Source organism: Candidatus Omnitrophota bacterium (genome assembly GCA_028707125.1).
GTDB lineage: Bacteria > Omnitrophota > Gorgyraeia > Gygaellales > JAQTUX01 > JAQTUX01.
Genome location: JAQTUX010000002.1, coordinates 289,388 through 309,136 on the forward strand (window position 1 = coordinate 289,388; position 19,749 = coordinate 309,136).

The 19,749-nt window shown below is 51.9% G+C and carries 19 protein-coding genes; all 19 read right to left on the reverse strand.

The features are described from left to right. Positions 1 to 42 precede the first annotated feature (42 nt). Complete coding sequence (locus PHR44_07810) at positions 43 to 720, reverse strand: hypothetical protein (GenBank protein MDD4910563.1); 678 nt, start codon at positions 718 to 720, stop codon at positions 43 to 45. Positions 721 to 774: 54 nt separating this feature from the next. Continuing rightward, the gene (locus tag PHR44_07815; protein ID MDD4910564.1) at positions 775 to 1,551 is read right to left on the reverse strand and encodes an MBL fold metallo-hydrolase; all 777 of its coding nucleotides are present in this window, start codon (positions 1,549 to 1,551) and stop codon (positions 775 to 777) included. Between the two features lie 34 nt (positions 1,552 to 1,585). After that, complete coding sequence (locus PHR44_07820; GenBank protein MDD4910565.1) at positions 1,586 to 2,059, reverse strand: NYN domain-containing protein; 474 nt, start codon at positions 2,057 to 2,059, stop codon at positions 1,586 to 1,588. Beyond that, the gene (locus PHR44_07825; protein MDD4910566.1) at positions 2,001 to 2,978 is read right to left on the reverse strand and encodes a lysylphosphatidylglycerol synthase transmembrane domain-containing protein; all 978 of its coding nucleotides are present in this window, start codon (positions 2,976 to 2,978) and stop codon (positions 2,001 to 2,003) included. Before PHR44_07825 ends, PHR44_07820 begins: the two co-directional genes overlap by 59 nt. After that, positions 2,975 to 3,907: a thioredoxin-disulfide reductase gene (gene trxB, locus PHR44_07830; protein MDD4910567.1), complete on the reverse strand. Its 933-nt coding sequence runs from the start codon at positions 3,905 to 3,907 to the stop codon at positions 2,975 to 2,977. The genes PHR44_07825 and trxB overlap by 4 nt, the downstream gene beginning before the upstream one ends. 4 nt (positions 3,908 to 3,911) lie before the next feature. Next, on the reverse strand, positions 3,912 to 4,649 hold the full coding sequence (locus PHR44_07835) for a prepilin peptidase (protein MDD4910568.1): 738 nt from the start codon (positions 4,647 to 4,649) through the stop codon (positions 3,912 to 3,914). Positions 4,650 to 4,652: 3 nt separating this feature from the next. Then, a complete protein-coding gene (locus tag PHR44_07840) occupies positions 4,653 to 5,510 on the reverse strand; it encodes a shikimate dehydrogenase (protein MDD4910569.1) in 858 nt (285 codons plus the stop codon). Between the two features lie 2 nt (positions 5,511 to 5,512). After that, positions 5,513 to 5,959 carry a hypothetical protein gene (locus tag PHR44_07845; protein MDD4910570.1) on the reverse strand — a complete coding sequence of 149 codons (447 nt, stop codon included), beginning with the start codon at positions 5,957 to 5,959 and terminating at the stop codon, positions 5,513 to 5,515. After that, positions 5,949 to 7,469 (reverse strand): 2-isopropylmalate synthase, encoded by a 1,521-nt coding sequence (locus tag PHR44_07850; GenBank protein MDD4910571.1) that lies wholly within the window; start codon positions 7,467 to 7,469, stop codon positions 5,949 to 5,951. The genes PHR44_07845 and PHR44_07850 overlap by 11 nt, the downstream gene beginning before the upstream one ends. A gap of 73 nt (positions 7,470 to 7,542) precedes the next feature. Then, entirely contained in the window at positions 7,543 to 8,577 is a 1,035-nt protein-coding gene (gene ilvC, locus PHR44_07855) for a ketol-acid reductoisomerase (GenBank protein MDD4910572.1), read from the reverse strand. 20 nt (positions 8,578 to 8,597) lie between these two features. After that, positions 8,598 to 9,071 carry an acetolactate synthase small subunit gene (ilvN, locus tag PHR44_07860; protein ID MDD4910573.1) on the reverse strand — a complete coding sequence of 158 codons (474 nt, stop codon included), beginning with the start codon at positions 9,069 to 9,071 and terminating at the stop codon, positions 8,598 to 8,600. Beyond that, positions 9,072 to 10,742, reverse strand: a complete 1,671-nt coding sequence (gene ilvB / locus PHR44_07865; GenBank protein ID MDD4910574.1) for a biosynthetic-type acetolactate synthase large subunit — start codon at positions 10,740 to 10,742, stop codon at positions 9,072 to 9,074. A 3-nt stretch (positions 10,743 to 10,745) separates the two neighbouring features. Next, entirely contained in the window at positions 10,746 to 12,398 is a 1,653-nt protein-coding gene (ilvD, locus tag PHR44_07870; protein ID MDD4910575.1) for a dihydroxy-acid dehydratase, read from the reverse strand. Then, a complete protein-coding gene (locus tag PHR44_07875) occupies positions 12,399 to 13,703 on the reverse strand; it encodes a class II fructose-bisphosphate aldolase (protein MDD4910576.1) in 1,305 nt (434 codons plus the stop codon). Positions 13,704 to 13,736: 33 nt separating this feature from the next. Next, entirely contained in the window at positions 13,737 to 14,696 is a 960-nt protein-coding gene (gene pfkA / locus PHR44_07880) for a 6-phosphofructokinase (GenBank protein MDD4910577.1), read from the reverse strand. A gap of 107 nt (positions 14,697 to 14,803) precedes the next feature. Further along, positions 14,804 to 16,054: an adenosylhomocysteinase gene (gene ahcY, locus PHR44_07885; protein ID MDD4910578.1), complete on the reverse strand. Its 1,251-nt coding sequence runs from the start codon at positions 16,052 to 16,054 to the stop codon at positions 14,804 to 14,806. A 41-nt stretch (positions 16,055 to 16,095) separates the two neighbouring features. Beyond that, the gene (gene metK, locus PHR44_07890; GenBank protein ID MDD4910579.1) at positions 16,096 to 17,253 is read right to left on the reverse strand and encodes a methionine adenosyltransferase; all 1,158 of its coding nucleotides are present in this window, start codon (positions 17,251 to 17,253) and stop codon (positions 16,096 to 16,098) included. After that, positions 17,254 to 18,021 carry a nucleotidyltransferase family protein gene (locus PHR44_07895; protein MDD4910580.1) on the reverse strand — a complete coding sequence of 256 codons (768 nt, stop codon included), beginning with the start codon at positions 18,019 to 18,021 and terminating at the stop codon, positions 17,254 to 17,256. After that, positions 18,018 to 19,748, reverse strand: coding sequence for a phosphoenolpyruvate--protein phosphotransferase (ptsP, locus tag PHR44_07900; GenBank protein ID MDD4910581.1), 1,731 nt, complete (start codon positions 19,746 to 19,748; stop codon positions 18,018 to 18,020). Before ptsP ends, PHR44_07895 begins: the two co-directional genes overlap by 4 nt. Position 19,749: the final 1 nt, after the last annotated feature.

A 19,749-nucleotide genomic window follows, 5' to 3' on the forward strand; every position in this document is an offset into this window, starting at 1 on the left:
TCCCATCTTTTAGCCGGAAACGAACAGGATGTGTCCCTTTTTTTATTTCTTTGCCTTAACCTTGTCAATAAAAGCGGCTACTGAATCCCCGATTATGTCTTTGCAACCCAGGCCTATCGCGATGGCAAGGCCCAAACCCAAAGAGCCGATCAAGATAGTCAAGACCCTTTCTACTATAACGGCGCCTATCTTCAACTGCTCAAGGACGATCGCGATCGTGAATATTATGGTTATTACCTCGGCAATCTTGCCCAGAAGCTTGCTCTGTACAACGCCCGCGTTGGCGGTGGCCGCCTGCACGAGCGAACTTAATAAAGTGGCTACGAACATACCCAGGATCAAAACAAAGATAGCGGCGATTATATTAGGTATGTAAAGCACGATCCTGTTGAGTATGTCGGCGGCGGCAGTCAAGCCCAGGGTATTGACCGCTATAACCAGCGCGATCAACAATATCAACCAATAACTGACCACGCTTATGAGTTCAGATACGCTGTACTTAATGCCGCCCTTTGCGAGGATCTCGCCGAGTTTGATCTGTTCGCAGAGCTTGTCCAGAGAAATGATATCCAGCACCTTCAGCACGAGCCTCTTCACAATGCGCGCAATGACCCATCCGACCGCGAGGATCGCCAAGACCCCCAGTATGGCCATAATAAATTCGCCGATCTGGCCAAGCATGGTCTTGATGGGCTCCAGCAAAACTACTGTCCAACTCATACGCACCTCCTTTTTGCTAACTCTATCACTCCTGAAAAGGCGTGTCAAGGGTTTTTAGACGGGTAAGGTCATACCGTCGTACGCGGCAGAAACGTCTATGCCGCTTTCCCGGGCAAAGGCCTCGCAGAGGATATGCGGCTTATGCGCGAGCATGGTCATGCCGAAATGCGTAAGTACCGCCTTTTTCGGCCTGATATTCTCAATTATCTTCTTTGCCTCGGGAAAAGAAAGGTGCTGCACATCGGGGCGCGGTTCATAGAAAACTACGGAAATTATTAATATATCCGCTTTATAGAAATCCTCCAGTCCGCCGAAATAAGCCGTATCCGTGATCAAAGAAACGCTGCTGCCGGCCAGTTTAATCTTAAGGCCGTATGTCTCTGCCGGATGCCGGTGCCTGGGAGAGGTCATGAATTTAAGATCCTTGACCGCGTACTCCGACTCCGACTCCAGAAATTCAATGCGCTCGGGAAAGGCCTCGGCATGCTTTAATATCACGGAGTCAACGCCTATTGTATCCTTGGGACAAAAAACAACTCCTCGTTTTTTGGACCCGCCTTCGGTCATCGCCTCGATCATAACGTTTATATCGCCTGAATGGTCAAGGTGCCTGTGGGTAAGTATGATGCCGTCCAATTTGGAGGGGTCAAGCTTCGGCCTGCTCATCGCGCAGCGCGCGATGCTGCCGGGCCCGGGGTCCACGATCACATTGGCTGCCTGCGAATGGATCCATAGCCCGCCTGAGGCGCGAAGCTGCTTTATCATTACGAACCTCGCGCCGGCGGTACCTAAGAATTTGATCCAGTTATCCGGCTTGGATTCTGTCTTCATATAAACCTTGACGCTTTAGCACCTTGATACTTGATCACTTAAGCCAGACCTTACGCAGCTCCTCCGTGATCCTGCGTTCCTGAGAAGAATCGATCTCTGCCTTAGGGATACGCCCTGATATGTCCTTCTTTTGGCCCTTCATAATAAAATCTGATGAGCCCATAACGCACACGCCCAGCGCCTTCATTGAAGCGCGAAGCTCCCTGTCATCGGAAACAACTATTATGTCCCGAGGTTTACCGCCTGCCCCCGCGATCTGCCGTATCTTATCGTCCGCGGAGGACGAGCCGCTGAAGACCACCTCAATTCCCCCGCGTCTTTCCTGAAAGGCGGGATCGGCATTACCGTCAAAGACAACCGTTACCCTGTTCCTTTTGGAACCGCAGACATTATTATTGATTATGAAATCAACCAGGCGTGTTTTATGGTCTTCGAGAGCCGAATTAACTTTAGGAAAGCCGCGCCTTTTTGCGACGTTGAAGCCATCTAGAATGTAATGCAAAGGCATATACTATCCCTCCGGCAATGCCGGCCAGAAGAAGAAAGCCGAAATTTATAAGCGACATTGCCAACGCGGCGTTATGCGCCATGCCCACCTTTGTAAAAAAGAACACCGTGCTCATATCCCTTAAGCCAAGCCCGCCTATGGAAACAGGCAGGATGGTAATGGTAGTAACCACAGGTACGAATATAAAAAAATATATGAGCGGGATGTCGGCCCCCAGCGCCCTGGCAGTCAGCCAGAAGATCAACGGCGTCATCGCCTGAATGGCCACGGAAATAAAGAAATTCTTCGTGATCACGGCTGAACGCGAACGAAAATGGTAGATCTCCTGATGAAGGTTCTTAAGGTAGGCCCTTATGCCCTTTTCGTGATGCGACTTAAGCAGGCTATTCACAAACAAAAACACCCTCTCGTTAAACAGGACGATGATCAGCGCTAACAGGATAAAGGCGACCGCCGCTATAATGAAAAACACAACCGGCTCGTCGCTTATATACCTGTAACCCAAAAGCAGGGCAACGATGGCAACAGATACCAGCCCCACAAAACCGCTTATCCTGTCCAGCAAAACCGTGGCTACTACCTCCTTTGAACTCCTGGTGTGTATGACCAGGTCCATGGAACGGACCACATCCCCGCCGATAGTGGAAGGCAGGAATAGATTAAAGAAGTTACCGCCTAAGAAAGAGACCGCTACGCGGCGCAAGGGTATATGGAGCATCACCCCTCTTAAAAGCATATCCCAGCGTATAAGCGCCAACAGATAAAGGAAAAGTAATAGTAAAAACGCGGCTATTATGTAAACAGGGTCCGCCTTTGAAATAGTAACCCGCAATTCTTCTATATTAACCTTGCTGAACAAAAAGAACAGCAGCAGGATGCTTACGCTGACCCTTAGACCAATATTAAGCGCCTTTTTCACTTAACGGCCCCTTCCAGATACTTTACCGCCGAGAACCCTGCCTGCGCCCCGTCGCCGCAGGCGGTAATGAATTGATACAGGTCCTTCCTGCGGCAGTCGCCGCAGGCAAATATGCCGGATGAGCCGGTATTCATCAGCTCATCCGTAAGGATAAAGCCGTCTTTATCCAACTTCAACGCGCCCCCGGCAAACTCTGTATTGGGCAATATACCTACAAAAATAAACACGCCGTCGGCAGGCATCGCGTCTTTCTTTCCCGTCTTTACATTTGTTATTTTCACCGCCTCAACCCTGGCGCTGCCGGTTATTTCTTCAACCACGCTGTCAAGGGCAAAATGGATATTTCCGCTTGCCTCCGCGCGTTTCTGAAGTATCCTTGATGCCCTGAATCTATCCCGCCTGTGCACTATGGTTACTTTTTTCGCTATCCGGGAAAGGAAGAGCGCCTCTTCGATCGCTTTGTCGCCTCCGCCTATTACTATTACCTCTTTACCTCTGTACAGCGGACCGTCGCAGGTAGCGCAATAGGAAACGCCCTTACCGCTGAGTTCGGACTCGCCGGGGATACCAAGCTTTTTCGGACTGGCCCCTGAGGCGATTATCAAGGCCCTTGACCTGAACTCCCTGTCTGCCGTAAAGACCTGTTTTTCGTCGGCCGCGTGGCCGGCTCCGATGCGTATTGCTTCTCCTTCTTCTATTCTAACGCCGAAACCCTCTGCCTGTTTACGCAGCCGCTCTGCCAGCTCAAAACTGCCTATGCCTTCCGGAAAACCGGGATAGTTCTCTATTCTTTCTGTAAGGATGATCTGGCCGCCTACACACAGCCGCTCCAGGATAAGCGTGTTGTAAAGCGCCCTGCCGGTATAAATGCCGGCGGTAAGCCCTGCTGCCGAAGCGCCTATTATAATACAGTCATACGTGTCATTCATACGGCTAAAAGTACACGGGAAATATCAATCTCATGATCGGCTCATACCAGAATATGGAAACAAGCGCGGCCAGCGAAAGAAAGGGCCCGTAGGGTATAGTGTGGTCTTTTTTCTTTAATAAAATATAAACGCCTACGGCCGTGCCGAAAAAAGGCGCGGCGAAAAACGTAAACAGCGCTTTTTTGTATCCCAAAAAAGCGCCTATCATGGCCAGAAGCTTCACATCCCCTCCGCCCATGGTCTCCTTCTTGAAGATAAAATCGCCTAAAAGGCCCGTAAGATATATGACGCCTCCTCCGATCAGGATCCCAAGCAGCGAGTCAATGTTATGGTTAAAGACAAAACCGGCTATTATCCCTCCTATCGAAACCTCATCCGGTATAATGCGGTGTTTCAAATCCACAAATGTGGCGACGATCAGGCCGCAGGACAGGACCGCGTAAGAAACACTTTCAAATCCCAACCCGAATCTGCTGTATAAGGAAAAAAACGCGCCTGCCGTAAGTAATTCAACAAAAGGATAGACAAAGGATATCCTGCCGCCGCATGACCTGCATTTGGCCCTGAGTATCAGAAAGCTGACAATAGGTATGTTATCGTACCAGGATATTACATGATCGCATCTGGGGCAGAATGACCGGGGGGGCTTGTTGACCGGCTTTCCCAGCGGCAGGCGGTATATGCAGACATTGAGGAAACTGCCTACGCACAGGCCTAAAATTAATACAATGGCTATAGCCAATTATTACCTACTTTTCTCTATCGCCAACTGCAGGGCCTTTCTCATGGTCTCTATGGGGGGAGTCCGCTTCTCCCAGATCTCAAAGGCGAGAACGCCCTGATAAAGAAGCATACCCAGGCCGTTTGTCACCTTGAACCCTCTTCTCTTGGCCTCGCGCAGCAGCCTTGTTTCCTGCGGGTTGTAAAGCAAGTCATAGACCAATATGCGGGAGGGCAGCCTGTCGATATCTATGATCAGCGGATCGTCTTTATGAAGCCCTGTCGGGGTAGCGTTAATAAGAAGGTCGCTTTTCTCTACCGGCAGATCCGCTATGCTGCCGTAACTCCGGATATCACAATCGGGGAATTTGGCCGACATATCCCTGGCCAGCGTACCGCACTTTGACTGGTCTATGTCAAACAGAGAGATGCTCGATGTACGCGCCTTTGCCAGATAATAGGTAAGCGCCCTTGCCGCTCCACCCGCGCCCACGATCGAGGCCGCCTTGCCCACGGGGCCAAACTTCATCTCGCTGCTTAAGTGCTGCAGGAAGCCGGCTCCGTCGGTATTAAACCCGCTCATCCTGTCCTTTTCAATTACTATTGTATTTACCGCGCCGATCGCGCGGGCGTCCTCCGATAATTCATCTATAAAGGCGATCACCGCTTCCTTATGCGGCAGGGTAACGTTCAGGCCGCGGATACCCAGATACCTGACCTTGCCCATAAAATCAGGCAGGTTGGGCGGCTCAACTGAAAACAGCCGGTACTCCGCCTTTATGCCCATTTCTTTGAACGCGGCATTATGCATTATGGCGGAAAAGCTGTGGGACACAGGATGGCCTATCACTCCGTAAACCGCTTTTGTGTGTTTGGTATTCATTTTTATTTACTCTTTAAGGCGACGCCGAAGAATACCCCCCACTGTTCATCAGAAAATCTGGCGAAAGGAAAAGTGTACATATCCACTAGTTTGATCCGTATTTCCTCAATAGTTAACTGGCGGTATACCTTGGGCCAGTTCCTGCCGCGGGGGTTGTCCATGTAGCGCCGTCCGTAAACAATGTCCCAGAATTCCTGCCACTCCAACCGGTCAAAATTCTTGAACGGCTCTCCCACATAAAGGGCAAGCTGCGTCTCCGCGATCGCCGTGCTCAGCGGCCTTCTCCTTTGTTCCTGTTTCACGCCGCCGGCAAACTCTTTCTTGAACTTGCCCAGGGAATTTAACAGGGCCAGCCAATCCCCCCTTAAGTTAGACCTGGCAGCCAACATAAGCGCCGCGACCACAAAGCCCGAGACGATCAGTACCCTTAAGAAATGCCTATCTTCCATGGTAAACACCTGCCATGGACTTATTGACGGCATTTAAATACGCCTTTACAGACGCCTCTATTATATCCGTACTTGAGGCGCGGGAGGCGATTACCGCGTCTTTTATCCTGGCCTTGATATTCACTTCGCCTAAAGCGTCTTTTCCGGAAGTGACCGCCTCAATGCGGTAATCCAGAAGTTTCCCGCGTAAGCCCGTGATCTTATCCACAGCCTTGTAGCAGGCGTCGACCGGCCCATCGCCGCTGGAGCGGGCCTCATGGATCTTTTTCCTGTATTTTATCCTGACCGTCGCCTCAGGCACGATATCCGTGCCTGTGACCACGCGTACTGAAATCAGCTCATAGGCCTTTTTTTTCTGAGCCGTCTCTTCCTCCACCAGGGCGATCAGATCATCATCGTAGACTTCTTTCTTCTTATCGGCCAGCCGCTTGAAATTCTTAAAGATCTCATTGATCTTGCCCCGGTTAAACTTAAACCCTAAGCCATTCAATCTCCCGGAGAGCGCGTGCCTTCCAGAATGTTTACCGAGGACCAGTTCCGTTGAGCTGAACCCTACGTCCCTGGGGTCCATTATTTCATATGTGGTCCTCTTCTTGATCACCGCGTCCTGATGAATGCCGGACTCATGGCGAAAGGCGTTCCTGCCCACCACCGCCTTGTTAGGCGCGACCACAAAACCGGTGAAACTGCTCACTAAACGCGAGACCTTAAAAAGGTTCCTGGTATTTATACCGGTATAGAGATCACCGAAGGTATCCTTGCGCGTCTTAAGCGCCATAACGATCTCCTCCAAAGACGCGTTGCCGGCGCGCTCGCCGACGCCGTTTATGGTGCAATGCGCCTGCCTCGCTCCGGCCAAAACCGCGGACAACGAGTTGGCGGTAGCCATCCCCAGGTCGTCATGGCAGTGGATAGAGAGTACGGCCTTATTTATATTAGGCACATTGTCCAGGATATCGGTCACCAGAGAATATATCTCCTGCGGATAGCTGTAGCCGACCGTATCGGGGATATTGATCGTAGAGGCGCCCTCATTGATCACCGCCTCGATAACGCGGTAGATAAAATCCCGCTCGGTGCGCGTAGCGTCTTCCGGAGAAAATTCTATATCACTACAGAGCCGGCGCGCGTCCCGGGTTGAGCTCGCGGCCAACCTGAGTATCTCATCCTCCGCCTTGCGGAATTTATAGCGCATATGTATTTTTGAAGTAGCCAGAAATAAGTGCACGCGCGGATGCCTGGCGGCCTTGACGGATTTAGCCGCGGCTGTAATATCGCCCTTAACGCAGCGGGCAAGCGCGCATACGGCGCTGCGCCTGATATTCCTGGCGACCGCGCTTACCGCCTTAAAATCATCGGGGCTGGCAATGGGGAAACCCGCTTCGATCACATCCACGCCCAGTTTTTCCAACTGATAGGCCAGCTCAAGCTTCTGTTCCGAGGCCATAGACGCGCCCGGCGCCTGTTCCCCATCCCTCAACGTTGTATCAAAAATAATTATCTTTTCCATTTTATTTCTTCATTAAAACAAAGTCTGCCTCTGGCGTTTAGACTTTGTTTTATCCTGTGCTCTGCACAGGACCTTATTTCTTCATCCACGGCATCATCTCTCTAAGTTGTTTGCCGACTTTCTCTATCAGATGCTCGTCCCCTTCTTTTAATAATTTGTTAAATACGGGGCGGCCCTTTTCGTTCTCCGCTATCCACTCTTTCGCGAAAGAGCCGTCCTGCACCTCTTTGAGGATCTGCTTCATCTCAGAGCGCGTCTTTTCGGTAATAACGCGTTTCCCGCGGCTCAGGTCTCCGTAGCAGGCGGTGTTGGAAACCCTGCGCCTCATGCCGCTTATGCCTGTTTCCTGTATAAGGTCTGTGATAAGCTTCAGTTCGTGAAGGACTTCAAAATAGGCGATCTCCGGCTGATAGCCGGCCCCGATCAACGTGTCAAATCCGGCTTTGATCAATTCGCTGACGCCGCCGCAGAGCACTGCCTGCTCTCCGAAAAGGTCTGTCTCCGTCTCCTCTTTGAACGTTGTCTCAATTACGCCTGCCTTGGTCGCCCCTAACGCCTTCGCGTAGCTCAACCCCAGCTTCAAGGCGTTGCCGCTGGCGTTCTGGAATACCGCTATCAACGACGGAACGCCTTTCTTTTCCTCATACATCCTTCTCACCAATGCCCCCGGCCCTTTAGGCGCGACCATAAATACGTCTATGTCCTTAGGCGGGACTATCTGCTGGAAATGTATGTTAAAACCGTGTGAGAAACATAATGCTTTCTGGCTTTGGCTATTGGAGGCCAAACCACCGCCCCCTGGCTTGCCTTTCTTCAGGTTCGGCTCTATGGATTCCTTATATACCTTTGCCTGCACATGGTCCTGAGTCAATATCTGGATTATGTCCGCCTGCTTTGCCGCCTCGGCTGCCGCCACCGGCTTAAATCCGTCTTTTTTGGCTATCTCAAAATTAGGGGACTGCTCTACCTCGGACACAATGACATCTACGCCGGAATCCCGCAGGTTTAAACTCTGTCCCCTGCCTTGTATCCCGTATCCTATGATCGCCACCTTCTTACCATTCAATAAATTCAGATCAGCGTCCTTATCGTAATAAATCTTTAACATATTTTCCTCCGATTATATTGTTATTCTAACGTGGCTATCCTTCCGGTCCTGACCAGCTCCTTGACCCCGAGATCCCCTAACGCCTCCAGCAGCTGCCTGATCTGCTGATGGTCTCCTACCGCCTCGATGATCGCCGTGTCTCCTTTATGCTTGATGATCTTTCCCACGCACTTGCTTAAAAGATGCTCGAGTTTTATCTTATCCCCGGGGGAATAAGCAACCTTTGCCAGCACAAGCTCGCGGTCAATATGCTCCTTTTTGGTAAAATCGGTCACGGTGATCACATCAATAAGTTTATTGAGTTGTTTTTTTATCTGTTCCAGGATCTTCTCGTCCTGCGCCTCCACCACGATGGTCATATAGGATACGGCCGGATCCAGCGTCTGGCTTACTGCCAGGGAGGCGATATTGTAGCCGCGCGCGCTGAACAACCCCGATATGCGCGCCAGCACCCCGAATTTATTCTCAACCAAAACTGAAATTATATGGCGCATTTAAGCCATGCCTCCTATCATGCGATTAATTGCCTCGCCCGCGGGCACCATAGGAAAGACATTCTCCTCCTCTTCTATCTGAAAATCCATGAACACAACATTGTCTATTGAGAGCGCCTTCTCAATCGCCGGGCGCACCTCTTCCTTTTTCGTAACGCGTATGCCGGCCGCTCCGTAGCTCTCTGCCAACTTCACAAAGTCAGGGCCGGTAATACAGGTCTGGGAGTAACGCCTGTTATAAAACAGCTCCTGCCACTGCCTCACCATGCCTAGATAATGATTATTTAGTATCGCCACCTTGACCGGGATCTTATTGCAGACGCAGGTCGCCAACTCCTGGATGTTCATCTGGATAGAGCCGTCCCCGGCGATATCAAACACTATTTTGTCCGGACAACCCATCTTCGCGCCCATCGCCGCGGGAAAGCCAAAACCCATAGTGCCCAGGCCGCCGCTGGAAATGAAGGTGCGCGGTTTTTCGTATTTATACCACTGCGCCGCCCACATCTGATTCTGCCCCACCTCAGTCGTTATTATCGCCTCGCCCCTGGTCGCCTCATAGATCTGTTCTATGACGTACTGCGGCTTTATCTTTCCGGAACTGCCGTACTTGAGAGGAAGGTCCTTCCGCCATTTTTCCACCTGTTTTAACCAGGCGGCTGTATCCGGAGCTTTCTTTATAAGAGGCAGCAGACCAGCCAGTATCGTCTTCGCGTCGCCAACTATAGGTATATCCACGTTCACATTCTTGCTTATGGAAGCCGGGTCTATATCAATATGTATTATCTTCGCGTAAGGCGCGAAAACGTCAAGCCGGCCCGTCACCCTGTCGTCAAACCTCGCGCCGACGGCGATGATCAGGTCCGACTCCATTATAGCGTGGTTGGCGAAAGCCGTCCCGTGCATACCGAGCATGCCTAAAAATAATTTATGGCCTCCGGGAAAGCCGCCCATGCCCATCAATGTGGTTGTGACCGGTATGTTTGTCTTCTCCGCCAGCGCCTTCAGCTCTTTATCCGCTCCGGAAATGATCACGCCTCCTCCGGCGTAAAGAATGGGTTTCCTGCTCGCCTCTATTGCCTTTGCCGCCTTTTTTATCTGTCCGTGATGCCCCTCATAAGTAGGGCTGTAGCCCCTCATCTTGACCTCTTCCGGCCAGACAAAATCTGTTTCCCCCAACTGCACGTCAACCGGCAAGTCGATCACAACCGGCCCGGGCCTGCCGGTAGATGCAACATAAAACGCCTCCCTTATTATCGTGCTCAATTCACCGGCGTCCTTCACCAGATAATTATGCTTTGTTATCGGGCGGGTAATGCCGGTAATATCGGCCTCTTGAAAGGCGTCGCTGCCGATAAGGTTGGTCTTGACCTGCCCTGTTATGGCGATAATGGGAATGGAATCCATAAAGGCCGTGGCAATGCCTGTTATCAAGTTGGTTGCCCCCGGCCCGGACGTGGCAAGGCAGACCCCCACCTTACCCGTTGCGCGGGCGTAACCGTCCGCGGCGTGCGCCGCTGCCTGCTCGTGGCGCGTAAGGATGAATTTTATATCGGCGTCATACAGCTTGTCAAAAATAGGCAGCACAACGCCGCCGGGATAACCAAACATCACCCGCACGCCTTCTTTTTTAAGGCACTCGATTAAGACCTGCGCTCCCGTCATCTTCATAGTTTACCCCAATATCGCGCCTTTGTCCGCGGAACTCACCAGCCTGGAATACCTGGCAAGGTAACCGGTCTTAATTTTAGGCGCGACAGCTTTCCAGCCCTTAAACCTCTGTTTTATTTCAGAGGCGGTGAGCTTCGCCTCTAATTTCCTGCCAGGTATATCTATAATTATCGTATCTCCGTCCTTCAAGACCGCGATGGCGCCGCCATTGGCCGCCTCGGGAGACACATGGCCGATGCAAGGCCCCTTTGTGCCGCCGGAGAATCTTCCGTCGGTGATCAATGCCACTGAATCCTCAAGCCCCAGCCCCACAATGGCTGCCGTCGGCGCGAGCATCTCACGCATGCCCGGCCCGCCGGCGGGCCCCTCATAACGGATGACCAGGCAGTCCCCCGGCCTTATCTTCCCGCCGAGGATCGCCCGCATCGCCTCCTCCTCGCGGTCAAACACCTTTGCCTTGCCCGTGAATTTCATCATCTTCGCGGAAACGCCGCTCTGTTTTACTACCGCGCCGTCGGGAGCGATATTGCCGCGCAGGACCGCGATACCTCCCTGTTTATGATAGGCGCGGCCAAAAGGCCTGATCACCTCTTCATCGTAAATCCGCGCCGCGTCCGCGATCTCAAATATGCTCTGTCCGCTTACGGTAGCGGCATTATTCAGTTTTTCCTTCAGGCGCTTAAGCACCGCTGGTATGCCTCCGGCATACTCTAAGTCCTCCATGAAGTGTTCGCCTGCCGGTTCAAGACTCGTGATATGAGGCGTAATTTTGCCGATTTTATCAAAAATCCTTAAGTCCAACTCTATTTTGGCTTCATTGGCGATAGCCATTAAATGCAGGACGGTATTGCTTGAACCCCCCAGGGCCATATCCGCGATAATGGCATTTTCCATGGACTTCTCTGTGATGATCTTAAGAGGAGTAATATTTTCCCTCACCAATTCCACTATGCGCTCTCCGCTTGCTTCAGCAAGGCGGCGTTTCTTAGCAGAGGCGGCCAAAGCGCAAGCCGCGCCTGGCAAAGACATCCCCATTGCCTCAGTAAGGCAGGCCATGGTATTCGCCGTATATAAGCCCTGGCAGGAGCCGGCGCCCGGACAGGCCTCCATTTCCAGACAGGAAAGCTCGTCCATTGAAATTGAGCCCTTTTTAGCCCGCGCCACCCCTTCAAAGGTATCGTGCACAAAGGCAAGCCGCCTCCTGCCGATACGCCCGCCGAGCATCGGGCCGGCGGTCAAGATTATCGCCGGAATGTTCAGGCGCGCCACGCCCATAAGCATACCCGGGGTGATCTTGTCGCAATTAGTAAGGCAGACGATCCCGTCTAATTGATGGGCGTTACAGACCGTCTCAATGGTATCGGCAACCAGCTCTCTTAAGGCCAATGGATAGCACATGCCTAAATGCCCCATTGCCAGCCCGTCGCAGATCCCCGGCACGCCGAAGAAAAACGGCACGCCGCCGCCGTAACATATGCCGCGCTCAATAAAACGCTCCAGATCCCTCATGCCTATGTGGCCGGGTATCAGATCGGTGAACGATGTCGCCACGCCGATGAACGGGCGCGACATGGACCTTTTGCTCAACCCTGTCGCGTATAACAGGGCTCGGTGCGGAACGCGCTCTATGCCTTTCTTGATCGCGTCGCTTCTCATTTAATCGTCCCCCTCGCCGGTCTTCTCCACCGGCGCCACCTCTTCGCGTTTTCTTTTTATTACGCGCTTTAACTTTATATGCTTGTCAACCAGGTCCTTGTTATTGACCGCGTTTAACTGCTTGAAAAGAAAATCAAACTTCTCCTCTACCGCGTTAGCGATTGCGTCCCTTGCCTCCTGAGTAAGGTTCATAATATCTTTCTTAAACGGCCCCAACACCTTCTTCCTTGTCTTATAGAAGAACTGTTCGTCGGTCTGGCCTTCCTTTCTCTCTTCAGAGGCATTTACCTTAAGCCATTCATACATCCTTGCCTTCAATTCCTGAGGGAAACTGCCGTGTTCATAAACCATATTCTGGAACTCCGTGGCAAGATGCACCTCCGCCGTATCTGATTCAACGAATTTATGGAACGCCTCGGCGGGCAGGGTGGACGCGCCGTGCTGCACCGCGCCTGCCAGGCCGTATTCTTTCTTTGCCAACTCCGACAACGCCTTTAACGTATCAAAGTCCAGATTCACCTTCGCTATGGAACCGTCGGGCAGGACTACCCCTCCGTGCGATGTGCCTGTTTGTATGCTGATCTTACTGATGCCTTCCCTGCCCTTTCTCAGGGACTCGGTGTATCCTCCCATAAAAGCGCGCAGGTCTTCAGGCGTTGAGTTCTTGCTGCCTACCTCGCCTATCTCTCCGCCCACGGAAACCTGTATGCCTCTGGGCTGTATCTGGCGTATATACTGGGTGAGTTTGGCGCATACCTCATAGTTATCCCTCTGCTGCTTCTTTATGTCTGTCTTACTCAGGTCGACCAGCGTGGAAGAATCAATATCTATATTGTAAAAATGGGCGTCTATTGCCTCGTTAATGATCGCCTTTAGCCCCTCTATTTCTTTATCTGGGTTATCGGCAAATTTCTTCGCGTTGACCTGAAAGTGGTCTCCCTGTATGAATACGGGCCCCCTGTATCCCTCCTTGACCGCCGCGGCCAAAACTACCGCGCTATACTCTATGGGCGGCTGGTTAGTGTACCCCATCTCTGATTTGGCGATCTCAAAGATAAAGGCGCCGGAGTTATTCTTTAAGGCGACCCGGAAGATCGCCTTTGCCAGGTCATAGGTAAGGGTGCGCAGGTTTATCGCCGGAACAGTAAGGCCGGAAAATTCTCCTCTGCCCCTGGCCTTATAGAAGTCATGTATAGAAGAAGGGTATACCCCTTTCTTGTAGGCGATATCAACCAGCTTCTTTGCCAGCGCCTTCTTTTTGCCGAAATCATCTTCCAGCACCAATTCCTTTACCAGTTTGTCCATATCAAGCGGCCGCCTTCCCATATAATTACCCCCTTAGCTGAGCAGTTTGATTAAAGCGTAAAATTCATCCGTATTAAATTCTTTCCTGGTTATAGCCGATTTCAGGTCTACTTCGCCTATATTGCCGTCGCGTAATCCCACGACCTTATTGACCTTGCCCTTAAGCAGGCAATCTACGGCGTGCCTGCCCAGCCTCAACGCCAATTCGCGGCTGGCGGCGGTAGGGCGGCCGCCTCTTTGCACATGGCCCAGCACTACCGCGCGCGTATCCAGATCAGTCAGGTCTTTGATCTGAGCGGCGATGTCTTCTGCCCTGGCCGCGCCCTCGGCAACGACAATGATCCAGCTGACCTTCCCCCTTAGATTGCCCTCTACTATATCGTGGCAGATATTCCCTATATCAAATTTTCTCTCCGGGATTATCACCTCTTCGCATCCGCCGCAGAGAGCCACAGAGAGCGCGATATAGCCGCTGTCCCTGCCCATCACCTCTACCACAAAGACCCTCTCCATAGAGGTCGCGGTATCGCGTATATTATCAATGGCGGAAAGCGCCGTGTTTATCGCCGTGTCCGAACCTATGGTCGCGTCTATTCCGTTAATATCATTATCTATGGAGGCGGGGATGCCGGCCACGGGCACCTTGTATTTCAGATAAAATTCATGTGCCGCCGTGAAACTGCCGTTGCCGCCGATGACCGCCATCGCGTCTATGGAATACTTCTTCAGGGTCTCGTATGCCCTCTTCTGGCCTTCCTCGGTATGGAACTCCGGGCAGCGCGCGGTCTTAAGTATCGTCCCTCCCTGATTGATTATCCCGGAGACAGAACGGCTGTTCAATATCCTGGTCTCATCGTTGATCAGGCCCCACCAGCCGCGTTCTATCCCCCTTACCTCTAAACCATGGGCTTGCGCTGAACGCACCACTGACCGTATTGCCGCGTTCATCCCCGGCGCGTCCCCGCCGGTGGTCAATACAGCTATCTTCTTAATGGACATATGCTTTAGCGAAAAGTGTAAAGCGCAAAGCGTAAAACCAAAACTTAAAGTTTAAAGTTTTACACTTTAGTTTTGCGCTTTTCGCTTTACGTTTTACGCTTCTAAGTTCCTTCTTCCCAACTGGAAAGATACTTCTCCTGCTTTGGCGTCAATCTATCCACCCTTATCCCCAGGGATTTCAATTTCAAAGCGGCGATGTCTTTGTCTATTTCTTGAGGCACCGAATACACCTTCTTCTCAAGAAAGCTGTAATTCTTACTTATATATTCCGCTGAAAGCGCCTGGTTCGCGAACGACATATCCATGACCGAAGCGGGATGGCCTTCTGCGGCGGCGAGGTTGATCAGGCGGCCTTCTCCTAAAAGATATACCCTCTTTCCCGCGGCAAGCGTGTATTCATCCACGAATTCCCTGATCCTGCGTTTCTTCCTTGCCATCTTTTCCAGGTCGGATATGTCTATCTCCACGTTAAAATGGCCTGAATTGCATACTATGGCGCCATCCTTCATCTTTTGAAAATGTTCCTTTCTTATTACGCTTATATCGCCCGTGGTGGTCACGAATATATCGCCTATGGCGGCGGCCTGCGCGACAGGCATGACCATATTGCCGTCCATTACCGCCTCAAGCGCCCTTAAGGGGTCTGTCTCCACGACTATTACGTTAGACCCCATCCCCTTAGCCCTCATGGCTACGCCCCTGCCGCAGAAACCGTAACCGCAGACAACAAAGCTCAGGCCGCAGAGGAGCTTGTTGGTCGCGCGCAATATGCCGTCTATTGTGGACTGGCCGGTGCCGTAACGGTTGTCAAAAAGATGCTTTGTATCCGCGTCATTGACGGCTATGATCGGGTATTGCAGCGCCGCGTCCTTCTCCATCGCCTTAAGCCGTATTACTCCGGTCGTGGTCTCCTCTGTCCCCCCCAATATCCCCTCAAACGCGCCTCTCTTGTGAATGGTGGAAACCAGGTCCGCTCCGTCATCCATGGTTATGTTCGGATTTATGGAAAGCGCCGCGTCAATATGCTTATAATAGGTCTTTGTGTCTTCGCCTTTGATGGCAAAGACAGGGATGCGGAAATCCTTCACTAAAGACGCTGCCACGTCATCCTGAGTGGACAGCGGGTTTGAGGCGCAGATCGTAACGTCTGCCCCGCCAATTTTTAGCGCGTTAGCCAACACGCCGGTCTCAGTCGTAACGTGAAGACAGGCGGCGAGTTTTATGCCCTTAAGCGGCCTCTCTTTTTTAAACCTTTCTTCTATCAGCCCCAGAACAGGCATATTATTCTTTGCCCATTCTATCCTTAATTTACCCTTTGCCGCTAATCCTAAGCTCTTGACATCATACTTCACTTTAATCCTCCTCATTCCCCACGCGTAAGTGTGGGGTAAGATTATGCTCCTTTTTGCAAGGCGTGCGCCTTATCCGTTTTCTCCCAGGTAAAGCCCTCTTCTTCTCTGCCGAAATGGCCGTAGGCGGCGGTCTGCCTGAACTTCGGCTTGAGCAGGTCCAGGGTCTTGATCATCCCCTTGGGCGTAAGATCGAAATTCTTTTCTATCAGCATGATTATCTTTTCATCCGGCATCTCGGTCGTCCCGTAGGTATCAACCATTATGGATACCGGTTCCGGCCTTCCGATGACATAGGCAAGCTGGACCCAGCATTTCCGGGCAAGCTTTGCCGCCACTATGTTCTTGGCGATATAGCGCGCCATATACGCCCCGGAACGGTCAACCTTTGTGGGGTCCTTGCCGGAAAACGCGCCTCCGCCGTGCGAAACCGTGCCCCCATAAGTATCAACCACTATCTTTCTGCCGGTCATGCCGGTATCGGACTGCGGCCCGCCGATAAGGAATTTTCCCGTTTCATTTACGTAAAACTTGGTATTCTTGTCTATCCGGTCCGCCACAATGGGCTTTGCTATGACCTCTATCATTTCCTCTCTTGCCCTGGGCGTTATCTTGTCTCCGCCGGCATCAAGTATGTCGTCGGTATGCTGGCAGGCGAGGGTAACTGCCTCGATCCTCCCGGGATGGCCGCCGTCATACTCAACCGTAACTTGAGATTTACAGTCAGGCCCCAGGTATTTAAGCACTCCCTCTTTCCTGACCTGCGCTACGCGCCTCACCAGCCTGTGTGAAAGCATTATGGGCAAAGGCATAAGTTCCGGCGTCTCATCGCAGGCAAACCCTATCATAACACCCTGGTCCCCGGCGCCGCCCCTGTCAACTCCCTGGGAAATATCGGGCGACTGGGAATGTATCGTATTGATTATGGCGCAGGTCTCATAATCCAGCCCGTATTTGGGATGGGTATACCCTATTTCTTTAAGAACGCGCCTAGCCAACTTATGGACATCAACATAGGTATGCGTGGTGATCTCGCCGCCCACTATAGTCAAACCCATGGTGACGTACGTTTCGCAGGCAACCCTGCCATGAGGATCGTTTTTCAGAACCTCGTCCAATACCGCGTCCGAGATCTGGTCGCAGACCTTATCCGGATGCCCCTCGCCTACCGACTCCGAAGTAAAAAATCGCTTGTATTCCATTTAACTTTGCTCTCCTTTCTGTACGCCCGGCTTTGCAAACTGCAATTTTGCCTGATTGTAAAGATTATGGTGGCCGATATCAAACCACCTGCCGCTGAAAACAAACCCGTATACAGGGCACCTGCCCCTGAGCCAATCTATGTAGAAACCCGATGCGTCCTGGTTGTTTTTTCTGTCGCTCATATACTCTCCGATAAGCCCGACCCGCGCCCTGGGAAAATAATACAGGCACATCGCGATCAGCGCCGAGACGGGTTCTTTCGGCTTTTCCTTGAAATCAAGGATCTTATTATCCTCGTCAATATACGCTACGCCGTATTTCTTCGCCTGTTCCCTGCTCTTTATGTCATAGAGCCCTACGCAGGGAGAGCCGCCTTTTTCCTTCGCGAATTTTACGAAGCCGCTTAAAGAGCCGTCAAACAGGTTGTCTCCCCCCACCACCAGCAGATCGTCGTCTATGCGCTCATGCTTCAGCGCGTAAAACATATCGCCTATCGCGCCGAGCTTTTCCTTCTCGCCCTTTGTCCGGTCGTTAATGATCTTGATGTCTTTATCCGTCTTCAGCGCTGACGCCCACTTCTGAAAACGGCTGAAAAACCTGTCGTTGGTTATCACGAATATTGTATCTACCTCTTTAACACCTTCTATTTTCCCGACTATGTAGTCTATTATGGGCCTTCTGCCTACCTTGAGCAGGGGTTTGGGAAAGTCCCTGGTCAAAGGATAAAGCCGGGTGGCATATCCTGCGGCAAGGATCAACGCTTTCATTTAGACAGCTCTTTAAATTTTTTCTGAATGAAATCCTCTACTTCCCGGCCGGTAGAAAAGGTCAACGCCTTACGGGAGATCTCCGACGCCTCTTTCATCGTCACCGACCTTATGACCTGTTTTACCTCCGGTATATTAACAGGGGGCATGCTGAATTCATCGAGGCCAAGCCCTAAAAGGACCAGCACAAAATAAGGGTCGCCGGCCATTTCTCCGCACATACCCACCCATCTGCCCGCGTTATGCCCCGCTTCAATTACGCTCTTTATCATCCTAAGCACCGCCGGATGCGCCGGCTCATAAAGATAGGCGATCTTTTCGTTGGTCCTGTCTATTGCCAGAGAATACTGGATAAGGTCATTGGTGCCTATACTGAAAAAAGAGGCCTCCTTTGCCAGGATGTCTGCCGTAAGCGCCGCCGAAGGCACCTCTATCATCGCGCCGACCTCCAATTTATCGTTGAAGGGTGTCTTTTGCTTCTTCAGTTCCGCCTTGCATTCTTCAAGGATCAAATTGGTCTGTTTCAGCTCTTCTATGCCGGAGATCATCGGATACATAAGCTTAAGGTTGCCGTAGACCGACGCCCTCAATATCGCCCGAAGCTGCACCTTGAAGATATCCGGCCGCGCCAGGCAGAACCTTATCGCCCTCCAGCCAAGGAACGGATGCATGTCGTGCGGCACCTCTAATTGCGACACGAATTTATCCCCGCCCAGGTCCAGCGTCCTGATGATCACGGGGTGGGGCTTGACCTTTTCGGCAACATGTTTATACGCCTGGAAATGCTCCTCCTCCGAAGGCAGGCCCTTCCTGTTCATATAGAAGAACTCCGTCCTGTAAAGCCCTATGCCCCGCGCCCCGTGCTCGATCACCGACGGCAGCTCTTCGGGCAATTCCATATTCGCGGCGATCTCCACGCGCTTTCCGTCAAGCGTCTCCGGGGGCAGGTCCCTTAAGGAAGAGTACCTGCGCGTAAGTTCAATATAGCGCGACTGCTCCTTTACATATTCCTTGAGCGTCTTCTCGTCCGGATTGACGATCACGATACCCGCCGAGCCGTCCACTATCAGCATATCGCCGTGCGCTATCTTCTTTGTGGCCTCCTCCACGCCTACCACCGCGGATATCTCAAGCGACTTTGCCATGATCGCCGTATGCGAGGTCTTGCCGCCTATATCGGTGACAAAGGCGCAGACGTTCTGCTTGTGCATTGCCGCGGTATCCGAAGGAGAAAGGTCATGCGCTACCACGATCACCTTATCTTTTATATCTCCCAGCCCTCTTTTCTTCTCCCCCAACAGGTGGCGCAACACCCTTCTGGAGACGTCGTTTACGTCCGCTATCCTCTCCCTGAGATACTCGTCTTTAGTGCGCGAAAGCACGGATACATACTTCTTTAAGACCTCGGAAAATATAAATGCCACCGAGAGGCGCTCCTTCTTCAGGCGGGAGATGACCTCCTCTATGAGCATGCGGTCTTCCAGCACCAGCAGGTGCGCGTCAAAGATCTCCGCCGCCTCCTGGCCCATATCGTCGGAGATCTTCCGCTGAAGCGATACTATCTCTTTTCTGGTGTTAATAAGCGCCTCTTCCAATGCCTGTATCTCAAAAGGGATGCGTTCGGCGCCTATGGCAGAGCGCGGCACGATAAAATCCTCCTTGCCCAGGATATAGGCCGGGCCCGAAGTTATCCCCGGCGCGGCCGGTATGCCTTTTAATTTGACCATC

What these genes read in the sequence shown, in the direction of transcription:
- PHR44_07810 (MDD4910563.1), bottom strand. Translation starts at nt 720, where the DNA reads ATGAGTTGGACAGTAGTTTTGCTGGAGCCCATCAAGACCATGCTTGGC.
- PHR44_07820 (MDD4910565.1), bottom strand. Translation starts at nt 2,059, where the DNA reads ATGCCTTTGCATTACATTCTAGATGGCTTCAACGTCGCAAAAAGGCGC.
- ilvB (MDD4910574.1), bottom strand. Translation starts at nt 10,742, where the DNA reads ATGAAGATGACGGGAGCGCAGGTCTTAATCGAGTGCCTTAAAAAAGAA.
- PHR44_07815 (MDD4910564.1), bottom strand. Translation starts at nt 1,551, where the DNA reads ATGAAGACAGAATCCAAGCCGGATAACTGGATCAAATTCTTAGGTACC.
- PHR44_07850 (MDD4910571.1), bottom strand. Translation starts at nt 7,469, where the DNA reads ATGGAAAAGATAATTATTTTTGATACAACGTTGAGGGATGGGGAACAG.
- PHR44_07875 (MDD4910576.1), bottom strand. Translation starts at nt 13,703, where the DNA reads ATGGACAAACTGGTAAAGGAATTGGTGCTGGAAGATGATTTCGGCAAA.
- trxB (MDD4910567.1), bottom strand. Translation starts at nt 3,907, where the DNA reads ATGAATGACACGTATGACTGTATTATAATAGGCGCTTCGGCAGCAGGG.
- PHR44_07895 (MDD4910580.1), bottom strand. Translation starts at nt 18,021, where the DNA reads ATGAAAGCGTTGATCCTTGCCGCAGGATATGCCACCCGGCTTTATCCT.
- ilvC (MDD4910572.1), bottom strand. Translation starts at nt 8,577, where the DNA reads ATGTTAAAGATTTATTACGATAAGGACGCTGATCTGAATTTATTGAAT.
- ptsP (MDD4910581.1), bottom strand. Translation starts at nt 19,748, where the DNA reads ATGGTCAAATTAAAAGGCATACCGGCCGCGCCGGGGATAACTTCGGGC.
- ilvN (MDD4910573.1), bottom strand. Translation starts at nt 9,071, where the DNA reads ATGCGCCATATAATTTCAGTTTTGGTTGAGAATAAATTCGGGGTGCTG.
- ilvD (MDD4910575.1), bottom strand. Translation starts at nt 12,398, where the DNA reads ATGAGAAGCGACGCGATCAAGAAAGGCATAGAGCGCGTTCCGCACCGA.
- PHR44_07840 (MDD4910569.1), bottom strand. Translation starts at nt 5,510, where the DNA reads ATGAATACCAAACACACAAAAGCGGTTTACGGAGTGATAGGCCATCCT.
- PHR44_07845 (MDD4910570.1), bottom strand. Translation starts at nt 5,959, where the DNA reads ATGGAAGATAGGCATTTCTTAAGGGTACTGATCGTCTCGGGCTTTGTG.
- metK (MDD4910579.1), bottom strand. Translation starts at nt 17,253, where the DNA reads ATGGAATACAAGCGATTTTTTACTTCGGAGTCGGTAGGCGAGGGGCAT.